9 protein-coding genes are annotated in these 11,756 nt (G+C 67.9%); 1 reads left to right on the top strand and 8 read right to left on the bottom strand.

What is annotated here, in order from left to right:
* A partial coding sequence (locus G3N94_RS35875) for an MMPL family transporter (RefSeq protein ID WP_205798883.1) occupies window positions 1–1,607 on the bottom strand: 1,607 nt, incomplete at its 3' end.
* A 340-nt stretch (window positions 1,608–1,947) separates the two neighbouring features.
* On the opposite strand from G3N94_RS35875, the gene G3N94_RS35870 reads away from it, so the two are divergent.
* The gene (locus G3N94_RS35870) at window positions 1,948–2,544 is read left to right on the top strand and encodes an ABC transporter substrate-binding protein (RefSeq protein ID WP_205798881.1); all 597 of its coding nucleotides are present in this window, start codon (window positions 1,948–1,950) and stop codon (window positions 2,542–2,544) included.
* Window positions 2,545–2,669: 125 nt separating this feature from the next.
* On the opposite strand, the gene G3N94_RS35865 is transcribed toward G3N94_RS35870, so the two are convergent.
* From G3N94_RS35865 to glcF, 7 genes are all read right to left on the bottom strand, one after another.
* Entirely contained in the window at window positions 2,670–3,275 is a 606-nt protein-coding gene (locus tag G3N94_RS35865) for a response regulator transcription factor (RefSeq protein WP_205798885.1), read from the bottom strand.
* Between the two features lie 112 nt (window positions 3,276–3,387).
* The gene (locus G3N94_RS35860) at window positions 3,388–4,770 is read right to left on the bottom strand and encodes a cache domain-containing protein (RefSeq protein WP_205798879.1); all 1,383 of its coding nucleotides are present in this window, start codon (window positions 4,768–4,770) and stop codon (window positions 3,388–3,390) included.
* Window positions 4,771–4,929: 159 nt separating this feature from the next.
* Entirely contained in the window at window positions 4,930–6,486 is a 1,557-nt protein-coding gene (locus tag G3N94_RS35855; RefSeq protein WP_205798877.1) for a sensor domain-containing diguanylate cyclase, read from the bottom strand.
* Between the two features lie 626 nt (window positions 6,487–7,112).
* Window positions 7,113–9,287: a malate synthase G gene (locus tag G3N94_RS35850; protein ID WP_205798868.1), complete on the bottom strand. Its 2,175-nt coding sequence runs from the start codon at window positions 9,285–9,287 to the stop codon at window positions 7,113–7,115.
* A gap of 37 nt (window positions 9,288–9,324) precedes the next feature.
* On the bottom strand, window positions 9,325–9,729 hold the full coding sequence (locus G3N94_RS35845; protein ID WP_205798866.1) for a heme-binding protein: 405 nt from the start codon (window positions 9,727–9,729) through the stop codon (window positions 9,325–9,327).
* 66 nt (window positions 9,730–9,795) lie between these two features.
* On the bottom strand, window positions 9,796–11,010 hold the full coding sequence (locus G3N94_RS35840; RefSeq protein WP_205798864.1) for an RNA-guided endonuclease TnpB family protein: 1,215 nt from the start codon (window positions 11,008–11,010) through the stop codon (window positions 9,796–9,798).
* A 102-nt stretch (window positions 11,011–11,112) separates the two neighbouring features.
* Window positions 11,113–11,756 (bottom strand): glycolate oxidase subunit GlcF (glcF, locus tag G3N94_RS35835; RefSeq protein WP_205798862.1); only part of this gene is annotated, 644 nt, incomplete at its 5' end.

Genomic DNA, 11,756 nt, shown 5'->3' with positions numbered 1-11,756 from the left:
GTCGTGCGGCCGACTTCGGGCAGCGCGCCGACGCGCTTCGCGGCCGCGTCGGCCGCGGCAAGCGACGGCGCGAGCAGCGTGACGTCGTTCACCGATGCCTCCGGCGAATCCTTCAGCGCGAGCAGCGTCGCCATCGATTCGCTGTGCGGGTCCTTCAGGTGCAGCGGGTTGAAGTCGAAGCGCAGGAACGCGAGCAGCGGCAGCCCGCCGATCACGACCGCGAGCGTGCCGATCAGGATCGGCTTGCGGTGCCGGTCGAGAAAATCGTCGACCGGCGCGAGCGCCGGGAAGCCCGGCGTCTTCGATTCGCCCGGCGGCGCGAACAGGCGCAGCAGCGCGGGCAGCAGCGTGAGCGTGGTCAGCAGCGCGACGAACATGCCGACGCCGGCGATCAGGCCGAGTTCGGACACGCCGCGATACGCGGTCGGGATGAACGAGAAGAAGCTCGCCGCGACCGCCGCGGTCGCGAGCGCGAGCGGCAGGCCCATCGAGTGCGCGGCGCCGATCAGCGCGTGATCGATGCGCGGGTCGCGGAAGCGCTCCTCGCGGTACTTCACGCCGTACTGGATCGAGAAATCGACGCCGAGGCCGACGAACAGCACCATGAACGCGACCGAGATCATGTTCAGCGAGCCGACCATCAACAGGCCGAGCGCGGCGGTGACGGCAAGGCCGACGAACAGCGTGACGATCACCGAGCCGATCATCCGCTTCGAGCGCAGCGCAAGCCACAGGATGACGAGCACCGCGAGCAGCGTGAGCACGCCGTTGAGCGCCGCGCCGTCCTGCACCGATGCGAATTCGTCGTCGGCGAGCGGCTGCTCGCCGGTCAGCCGCACGACCGCGCCGAAGCGTTTCTCGAGATCGAGCGTGCGCGCGGTTTCCCGGATCGTCTGGCTCGCGGCGGCGCCCGCCTTCAGCGCGCCGTAGTTGACGAGCGGCTGCACGGTGACGAACGCGCGCGCCGGCTGGTGCGCCGCGTCGCTGTCGACGAGCGCGCGCCACGAGAACGCGGCGGGCTTGCCGGCCAGCACGTCGTCGACCGTCGCGGCGCTGCGCGCGAGCAGCTTGGCCATCCCCGGCAGCTTGACCTGGCCGGTCAGGAGCGGCTGGCCGAGCGTCGTCGACAGCGTGGTCGCGAGCCCGGTCAGGCTCGGGTTCTTCGCGAGCTCGTTGACGAGCGGGCGCGCGCTCGCGAGCTGCGACGTCGTATCCGCAACTTCCTGCGGCGACAGGAACAGCAGCCCGTTGTGCTCGAAGAACGGCCCGCCGCCCGGCTCGGCGACCTGGCCGAGGCGGCCGGCATCGGCCTGTTTCTGCAGCGCGGCCGTCAGCGCGTGTGCGGCGGCCGTCGCGAATTCGGGGGCCGGGGCTTCGACGACCGCGAGGATCGTGCCGTTGCGTTGCGGGAAGGCGCGGTCGGTCGCTTGGCCGAGCGCGGCCCATTGCGGTTCGGCGTCGACGAGCTTGCTGATGTCCGTGTTGATCCTGAAGTGGCCGGCAACGTAGACGCCGCTCACGGCGGCAATGATCAGCGACAGCGCGACGACCCAGATCGGGCGTCGGACCGACCACGCAACGAGTCGAATGATGAGAGAAGTCACCATGTGGCGGTGGGGTGTGGCTCGAAAAGGCAAAGTAGCCAAGTATACCGGCGCAACGTGGCGTGAGTCGTGACGTTCGGGCTTTTCGGGACCGGAAGGAGATTTGTCCCGCAGCGGGGGAATCGGGGCCGGCGGCCGTTGTGGCAGGCTCGGCCGGGCAACGGGGTCAAATGTAAGGGGGTGCTTACATGAATCGTCCAGGCGTTCGGCGCCCTTGTGACAATCCGGCGTGAAAGGTAACAGTCGGTCACCGCGCGGCAGCCGCGCGTCAGGCCCGCTATACTTGCGTCGACCGGGCGGCCTGCCGCGCCGGACGTCTTTCCTTACCGAGTGCGATATCCGTATGAAACGTCATCTGTTTGCTTTCCTCGCTGCCGCCACCGTGTCGATTTCCGCGTTCGCGCAAAGCGCGCCGGTCGACATCGTCCGTAATGCAGTCGAGGGCACCGTCACTGCGATGAAGGCGGATCCGGCCGCCCGTGGCGGCGACATGGCGAAGGTCACGCAGGTCGTCGAGCAGCGCTTCCTGCCGGCGACGAACTTCGAGCGCACGACCCGCATCGCGGTCGGCGACGCGTGGAAGCAGGCGACGCCGCAACAGCAGCAGGAGCTGTACAAGCAATTCAAGCTGCTGATGACGCGCACCTATGCCGCGTCGCTCGCGCAGCTCGGCAGCCAGGACGCGAAGTTCTCGTTCAAGGCGGGCAGCGCGTCGGGCACCGATGCGCTCGTGCAGTCGACGGTGACGACGCCGGGCGACAGCCAGTCGGTGGGCTACCGGCTCGGCAAGGTCGGCAACGACTGGAAGATCTACGACATCGACATGTCGGGCGCGTGGCTGATCCAGGTCTACCAGGGCCAGTTCAAGAGCCAGCTCGCGTCGGGCGGCGTCGACGGGCTGATCGCCTTCCTGCAGAAGCACAACGCACGGACGAACTGAGCGGCAACGCGGTTCCGATGCACGAAGGGCGCCTGACTCAGTCAGGCGCCCTTTTTATTGCGCGCTTGTTTCGTGCTTGTTGCGTACTGATTGCACATGCATGTTGCACATGCGCTGCCGCGCGCTCACCGCCGCCGATGCTCGACCGCGAACTTGATCAGCTCGGCCTGGCCTTCGATGTCGAGCTTGCGCTTCAGGTTGAGCCGGTGCGTCTCGACCGTGCGCACCGACAGCCCCGTCTGCTGCGCGATCTGCTTGCTCGACAGGCCTTGCGCGAGCGTGTCGAGGATGTCGCGTTCGCGCGGCGTCAGCCGATCGAGCGGCGACGCCGCCGCGTGCGCGTGGATCATCCGCGCGGCGAGCCCCTCGCTGAAGAACGTGTGGCCCGCGAGCACCGCGCCGATCGCGCGGACGATCTCGCTCGCCGGCGAATCCTTCAGCAGATAGCCGCTCGCGCCCGCCCGCACTGCCTGCGTCACGTATTCGACGTTGTCGTGCATCGACAGCATCAGCACGCGGATGCCCGGATGGCGTTCGTGGAATACGCCGGCGAGCGCGATGCCGTTCATCCCGTTCATGCCGACGTCCATCAGCGCGAGATCGGGCTCGAGCGTCTCCGCGAGCGTGAGCGCCTCGTCGGCGTTGCCGGCCTCGCCGACGATGGACAGGTCGGCGGCTTCGAGCCGCATCCGCAGGCCGTCGCGCACGAGCGGATGGTCGTCGACGAGCAGCAGGCGGGCGACGGGTTCGGCGGCTGGCGGGTTGGCGTGGTCGTTGTTGTTGTCGTTTTCGGTGGCGCGCATGGGCGAAGGATCTCCTGGGAATCGTGGGCGGCGCGTGAGGTCAGGCCGCGGACGTCAGCGGCACGCGCGCGGCCACCACGGTGTGGCCGACCTGCGACGTGATCGACAGCGTGCCGCCGAGCGCGTCGAGGCGTTCGCGCATGTTGCGCAGGCCGATGCCGCCGCGCGCGTCGGCCTGCGAGCGTTCGGCGTCGAAGCCGCAGCCGTTGTCGGCGATGGTCAGCGTGACCGCGTGCGCGCCGAGGTCGAGCGTGACGGCGGCGCGCGACGCGTGCGCGTGATGCACGATGTTGCTGAGCGCTTCCTGCGCGATCCGGAACAGTGCGGTGTTGACGGCGGCGGGCAGCGGCCGCGTGCCGCTGTGCGCGACTTGTGTGTAGCCGATGTCGATGCCGCTTTCCGCGCCGAGTTCGCGAACGAGCTGCTCGAGCGCGGCTGCAAGGCCGAGATCGTCGAGCATCGCGGGACGCAGCGCATGCGAGATGCGCCGCACTTCGCGCAGCGTGTCGCCGAGCCGCACGACGCCGGACGCGAGCGCCTGCTCGGCCGCCGGCATGCGCGCGGTGCCGCGCTCGAAGCGCGCGAGCGCCGATTCGAGCATCAGCTTCGCGGACACCATCATCTGGCTGATGCCGTCGTGCAGCTCGCGCGACAGCCGCGCGCGCTCCTGTTCCTGCGATTCGACCACGCGCTGCGCGAGCTGCTTGAGCTTCGCGTCCGCGCTGCGCGATTCGCTGACGTTCAGCACCAGCGCGCAGACGGCGATTGCGGCGGCGCCCGCCAGCGCGATCGCGGTGAGCCAGCTCATCGTGCGCTCGATGTTCGCGGACGCGCGCGCATCGATGCGCTGCAGCGCGTTGTCGACGTCGTCGAGATAGATGCCGGTGCCGACCATCCAGCCCCAGTGCTCGAGCGCGACCACGTAACCGAGCTTCGGCGCCGGACGCCCCGTCGACGGACGCTGCCAGATATAGCGCACGTAGCCGCCGCCGTGCGACGCGGCGCTGATCAGCTGCTGGATCGTCAGGCTGCCCTGCGAATCGCGCATCGACCAGAAATTGTGGCCGACCCGCTCGGGCTCGCGCGGATGCATCAGCGAATTGCCGTGCAGGTCATACACGAAGAAGTAGCCGTCGGGGCCGAAGTCCATTTTCTGCAGCATCGCGAGCGCCTGCATGCGCAGCAGCGCGTCGTCGCGCGCGTTGCGGCCGCTCGCTTCGTAGAGCGGCATGATCGAGCTCGTCGCGAGGTCGACGTAATGCCTGAGCTCGACTTCCTTGCTCGACAGGTACGCGGCCTGGATCGTCGCGTGCTGCGTGCGCGCGAGTGCCGTCGCCTGCTGGCGCACGCCGAAGCCGATGCCGGCGATCGCGAGGAGAAACGGCACGATGGCCAGAAGGAAGATCTTTGCCTTGAGTTTCATGACGATAGGGGCCGGCCGCGCGGCGGATGCCGGTCGTTGCGTCGGTGCGTCGGCGGGCCGGCCGGCCGTGCCGGACGCGGTACGGCCGCGCAACGAGCCGGTATTGTCGGCGATTTTACGGGGGCGCGCGCCGGTCGGGCCGGCACGGCGCGCCCGCCGTCACGCGCGCCGGCGTTCGAGATGCGTGGCGCTCTGCACGACCACCTTGTTGCGGCCGCCCGCCTTCGCGCAGTACAGCGCATCGTCGGCACGCTTCAGCGCGGCCTGGACGCCGCCGTCCCATTCGGGGAAGCAGGTAGTCACGCCGACGCTCGCGGTCAGCCGGCCGAAGTCGCTCGCCGCATGCCTGATCCCGAGATCCTGGATGCTCACGCGAATCGTCTCGGCAATCGCCACCGCGCCTTCCGCGCCGACGTCGGGCAGGATCACGACGAATTCCTCGCCGCCGTAGCGCGCCGCGTAATCGGCCGGCCGGCGCAGGCAGCCGGCGATGCAGCGACCGACCGCCGCGAGTGCATCGTCGCCCGCCTGGTGGCCTTGCGTGTCGTTGTAGCGCTTGAAGTGGTCGACGTCGATGAACAGCAGTGACAGCACATGCTGCGAGCGTGCGGCACGGCGCCATTCGCGCTCGAGCGTGTCGTCGAGCATGCGGCGGTTGTCGAGGCCCGTGAGGCCGTCGGTGCGCGCGAGCGCCTGCAGTTCGGCCTCCGCGCGATGGCGCTTGCGCAACTGCACGTCGAGCAGCAGCGACAGCGCGACGAAGCCGAGCGCGAGGGCCGCCATCGCCGAGCCGACCGGGATCGCGCGGTTGTACCAGGCCGCGTAGATGTCCGATTCGGCCTCGGCGACCATGATGATCAGCGGCAGGTTGTTCAGGTGCCGGAACACGTACAGGCGCCGCACGCCGTCGATCGACGCGGTATCGGTGAAGCTGCCGTCGTTCGCGGTCATGAAGCGCTTGAACGTGCTCGCCTTGCTGATGTCGCGGCCGATGATCTTCGGGTCGAACGGCTGGCGCATCAGCATCAGGCCATCCGTCGCGATCAGCGAGATCGAGCCGTGCTTGCCGAGGGCGAGGCGCGCGAACAGGTCCTGGAAATATTCGAGCCGGATCGCCATCACGGCGACGCCGCCGAACGAGCCGTTCGGTTGCGAGATGCGTCGGCTGAGCGCGACGCTCGGCGAGCCGTTGCGCAACCTCGAACGGTAAGGATCGCTGACGTACAGGCCGACGTCCGGCCGGTCGCGGTGCACGGTGAAGTACCGTGCGTCGCTGAAATTGCCGGCGCGCGGCACGTCGCTCGCGCCGTCGACCGCGATGTTGCCGTTGGCGTCCATCACATAGATGCCGCCGAGATAGCGGGCGGTCGTCGAGCGGTCAAACAGCACCTGGCGGCGCAGCGACATCGGCAGGCGCATGACTTCGGGCTGGTTCACGCCGTCGACGACGGCCTGCAGCGACAGCGAATAGATCTCGATGTTGCGCTCGATGTCCCAGGCGGCCATCAGCGCGAGGTTCTGCAACGTGGTGCGCGCGCGCTCGCGCGCGTCGATCCGGCCTTCGTAGAGCAGGGTGCCGCACAGCAGCAACAGGATCAGCGCGATCCCCAGCCCCGAATAGAAGATCAGGTGCGGCGCGAACAGCCGGCGCAGCTGAGCGGCAGCGCGGCGTATCAGGCCGGGCTCGCTGGGCACCGCGTAGTCGGTTTCTGCCATGTTCCGAAGATCGGTGGGCATCGCCGCGGCGCACGACGGGCGCCTCGGGCCGATGCGATTGTTCGTATGACGATATTGGCGGCGATCCGGTACGGCCGTTGATGCCGGATGACGGGCAGGCCCCGGGCGGGTGCCGCAGCCATCCTGATGTGTGTCCCCCCGATGTTGGAGAAATAATCCGCGGATAGTCGGAGGCTTGCGTGGATGCCAATCGCGCTTTCGCTGTCGGCATCCACCGGAATCCGATTCCTCAGCGGTATCGGACGCAGTATAGCGCGCGCGTTTGTGCGCGCGATAAATGTTGAGAATCGTCGGCGTGAATCAAATTACGCTTGATTCCAACGGGCTCGAATGCGGGCTTGAGCCTTGCCCGGTAAGGGTTTTCGAGCATGCGGCGTCGATCGTCCGGCGTGCCGGACGATCGAGTCGAACCGTCGTTCGACGTGACGAATCAGGGATTGACCCGAGGTGAAGCCGCATCGTTCGGACTGCGTCGGTTATCGGGATCCGTCGACCGACAGGACGGGCAGATGGACGGGCAGATGAACGGGCAGATGAAAACGGGCGGCCATGATGGCCGCCCGTTTCGGCGGGAACCCATGCGGGCGCGAACCCGCATGCGACACTCAGCCTGCGCGCTGGTGCTGCTTGAACGCGAGCCGGAACTGATGCAGCAGCGGCTCGGTATAGCCGCTCGGCTGCGCGGTGCCCTGCAGCGCGAGTGAGCACGCGGCCTTGAACGCGTACGACGAATCGAAGTCGGGCGCCATTGGCCGGTAGTTCGCGTCGCCGGCGTTCTGCTGGTCGACGACGCGCGCCATCCGCTTGAACACGCCGAGCACGAAGTCTTCAGTGATCACGCCGTGACGCAGCCAGTTCGCGATGTGCTGGCTCGAGATGCGCAGCGTCGCGCGGTCTTCCATCAGGCCGACGTTGTTGATGTCGGGCACCTTCGAGCAGCCGACGCCCTGTTCGACCCAGCGCACGACGTAGCCGAGGATGCCCTGCGCATTGTTCTCGACTTCGTGCAGGATCTCGTCTTCGCTCCATTCGGCACGCTCGACGACCGGGATCGTCAGCAGCCCTTCGAGCAGCGTGTCGCGCTCGCTCGCGTATGCGATCTTCTCGAGTTCCTGCTGGACGGCCTGCACGTCGACGAGATGATAGTGCAGCGCATGCAGCGTCGCGGCGGTCGGCGACGGCACCCACGCGGTGTTCGCGCCCGCGCGCGGATGCGCGATCTTCTGCTCGAGCATCGCGTGCATCAGGTCCGGCATCGCCCACATGCCCTTGCCGATCTGCGCGCGGCCGCGCAGGCCGGCCGCGAGGCCGGCGAGCACGTTGTTGCGCTCGTACGCGGTGATCCACGCGGACGATTTCATGTCGCCCTTGCGGATCATCGGGCCCGCTTCCATCGACGAGTGCATCTCGTCGCCGGTGCGGTCGAGGAAGCCGGTATTGATGAACGCGACGCGCGTAGCCGCTGCGGCGATGCACGCGGCAAGGTTCACGCTGGTGCGGCGCTCCTCGTCCATGATGCCCATCTTCAGCGTGTTGCGCGGCAGCCCGTACAGATCCTCGATGCGCGCGAACAGCGTGTCGGAGAACGCGACTTCGGCCGGGCCGTGCATCTTCGGCTTCACGATGTAGATCGAGCCCGTGCGCGAGTTGCGCTTCGCCTTCAGGTCGTGCAGCGAGCACAGCGTCGTGACGACGCCGTCGAGGATGCCTTCCGGCACTTCGTTGCCGTCGCGGTCGAGCACCGCGCCGTTCGTCATCAGGTGGCCGACGTTGCGCACGAACAGCAGCGAGCGGCCGTGCAGCGACAGCGTGCCGCCGGCGGGCGTCGTGTAGTCGCGGTCGGCGTTCAGGCGGCGCGTGAAGGTCTTGCCACCCTTCGCGACTTCCTCGACGAGCGTGCCCTCCATCAGGCCGAGCCAGTTGCGATAGAGCTGCACCTTGTCTTCCGCATCGACGGCGGCGACCGAATCCTCGCAGTCGATGATCGTGCTGACTGCCGCTTCGAGCACGACGTCCTTCACGTTCGCGAGATCGGCGCGGCCGATCGGCGTCGACGCGTCGATCTGGATCTCGACGTGCAGGCCGTTGTGCTTCAGCAGGATCGCCGACGGCGTGTCGGCCGGGCCCTGGTAGCCCGCGAACTGCGCGGGCTGCGCGAGCGTGGTGACGCCGGCGTTCGTTTCGACGGCGAGCTGGCCGTCCTGCACGCGGTAGCGCAGCGCGTCGCGGTGCGAGCCGCGCGCGAGTGGCGCCGCGTTGTCGAGCACGTCGCGCGCATAGTCGATTACGCGCTGGCCGCGCGTCGGGTTGTAGGTGGTCGTGCGTTCGGCGCCGTGGTCTTCGGGCAGTGCGTCGGTGCCGTACAGCGCGTCGTACAGGCTGCCCCAGCGCGCGTTCGCCGCGTTCAGCGCGTAGCGCGGATTCGACAGCGGCACGACGAGCTGCGGGCCGGCTTGCTCGGCGATCTCGCTGTCGACGTTCGCGGTGGCGGCCGCGACGTTCGCGGGTGCGGGCACCAGATAGCCGATCTGTTCGAGGAACGCGCGGTACGCGGGCAGGTCGCGCACCGGGCCGGGGTGCGCACGGTGCCACGCGTCGAGTTCCTGTTGCAGGCGGTCGCGTTCCGCGAGCAGTTCGCGGTTGCGCGGCGCGAGGTCGTGCACCAGCGCAGAGAAGCCGCGCCAGAACGTTGCCTTGTCGATGCCGGTGCCCGGCAACGCTTCGTTTTCGATGAACTGGCTCAGCGCTGGCGCGACTTGCAGTCCGTCATGGTCGATCATCGTGAATCCTCCCGGGGAAAAATGGGGCGCGCGCGGATCACGCCGCGACGCTTTGTATGCCGGCGCGGGCGATCTGCGCATCCTGTTCGGACTTTACGCCAGACACGCCGATCGCGCCCGCAATCTGGCCGCCGACCGTCACGGGCACGCCGCCTTCGAGCAAGCCCGACAGCGGCGCACTCAGGAAGGCGGTGCGGCCACCGTTGATCATATCCTCATACACTTTCGTTTCGCGCCGGCCGAGTGCGGCGGCGCGCGCCTTTTCCTGCGCGACGTACGCGCTCGCGGGCGATGCGCCGTCGAGCCGCAAGAGCGCGAGCGGGTGGCCGCCGTCGTCGACGACGGCGATCGTCACGGCCCAGCCGTGGCGTTCGGCTTCCGCGCGGGCGGCGGCGAGCATGCGCTCGGCGTCGGCGCGGTCGAGTACGGGTCGGGTCTGCATGGCGGGTTCTCCGGATTCAGTGGTTGACATCCACCTCGCCCTAAAGGACGAGGATTCTTACGGTGCTCAGGCCAGGATGGCCTGAGTCACTTCAGCGGGTTCCTGTTTCTTCGAGCGGCCCGACTGCACCTTCTCTCCACAGGCTAAAACGGCGTGTCCCGCCGCTAAAACATTGAGCGCGCCGACGTGGTCGGCATTCGCCTCGTGGCTGCACTTCACGCAGGCGAACCGCGCTTGCGTCTTGCGGTTGTCGGCCGAGCTATGCCCGCAACAGGGGCACGTGCGGCTCGTGTTCTGCGGCGCAACCGCGACGAAGTACCCGCCGCGCCACACCGTCTTGTACTCCAGCTGCCGACGGAACTCGCCCCATCCCTGGTCGAGGATGGACTTATTGAGTCCCGACTTGGCGCGGACATGACGCCCAGGCGCCTCGACCGTGCCGCGGGCCGACTTCACCATGTTGCGCACCTGCAAATCCTCGACGGCGATCATTGCGTGGTTTTTGCTGATCGTGTTCGATGCCTTGTGCAGGAAGTCCGAGCGTGCGTTTGCGATGCGTGCGTGGATACGCTGGATTCTGGCCTTTGCCTTTTTCCAGTTCGCCGAGCCTTTGACCTTACGCGCCATGCGCCGCTGATACTTCGCGAGCCGCTGCTCGTGTTGCCTGAAGCTGGCGAGCGGCGCGACGAACGTGCCGTCGCTCAGGGTCGCGAAGCGTGCAACGCCCACGTCGATACCGACCGCCGGGCCGCTTGGAACGGGAAGCTCGACTTCGCGCGCGGTGAGCATGCTGACGGACCACTTGCCCGCGCGCAGCGATACGGTCGCGCTGCGGACGTCGCCGAGCACGAGGCGGCTATTGCGGTAACGCTGCCAGCCGAGCTTGGGCAGGAAGATTCGGCTGTTGGCCTGATCGAGCTTGATCTGTTTCGGGTCGGGATAGCGGAAGCTGTCTGACTGGCCCTTCCTCTTGAAGCGCGGGAAGTTGGCCCGCTTGGCGAAGAAATTGCTGTAGGCCCGTTCCAAATCCTTCAGCGATTGTTGCAGCGGATGCGTCGGCGCCTCTTTGAGCCACGGCGTTTCCATGCCATTGCGCCACCCGGTGAGTTGCTTGCACAGCCCCGCATAGCCCAGCTTCTTCTCGCCCTGCTCGTAGCGCGCCTTCTGCAACGCCAGTGCCTTGTTGAACACGAAGCGGCACGATCCAGCGAAGCGGCGCATGTCGCGCGTCTGTTCGCCAGTCGGCATCAGTTCGAATTTGAAGGCCTGGATACGTTGCATGGGCTGAGCGTATCACCCACCATTTACGCGCTGTCAAGGACGCCTGCGGCGTCCGCGCTATCCTTCCCCGGCCTGAAGTCCGGGGCTTGCCGCGCTTCCCGGTCAGTTGACGCGGGGCGTGTCGACGAGCTCGATCCAGTGACGCACGGGCGTGCGGCCCGCGCCATTCAGATGAGTCTGGCAGCCGATGTTGGCCGTGACAATCAGGTCCGGCCGCGCGGCTTCGAGCGCGTCGAGCTTGTTGTCGCGCAGCTTCGTCGCGAGTTCGGGCTGCGTCAGCGCATAGGTGCCGGCCGAGCCGCAGCACAGGTGTGCGTCGGCGACACTCGTCAGATCGAAGCCGAGCCGCGTCAGGATGCTTTCGACCGCACCGCCGAGCCGCTGCGCATGCTGCAGCGTGCACGGGCAGTGGAACGCGACGCGCGGCGCGCCGGACGCTGCGAGTGCAGAAAGAGCGTCGAGCGGCTCGGCCGCGATCACTTCGGCGAGGTCGCGTGCGAGCGCGCTCACGCGGCGCGCCTTGTCCGCATACGCGGGGTCCCGGCGCAGCAGATCGCCGTATTCCTTTACGAACGCGCCGCAGCCGCTCGCCGTCAGCACGATCGCCTCGGCGCCGGCCTCGATCGCGGGCCACCACGCGTCGATGTTGCGGCGCGCGCGCGCGAGGCCCGCGTCCTGCGCGTTCAGGTGGTATTCGGTCGCGCCGCAGCAGCCGGCCTCGCGCGCGGGCGTCACGCTGATGCCGA

The organism is Burkholderia sp. Ac-20353, from assembly GCF_017104785.1.
Taxonomy (GTDB): Bacteria; Pseudomonadota; Gammaproteobacteria; order Burkholderiales; family Burkholderiaceae; genus Burkholderia.
This window is presented reverse-complemented; position numbering and strand designations above follow the sequence as displayed.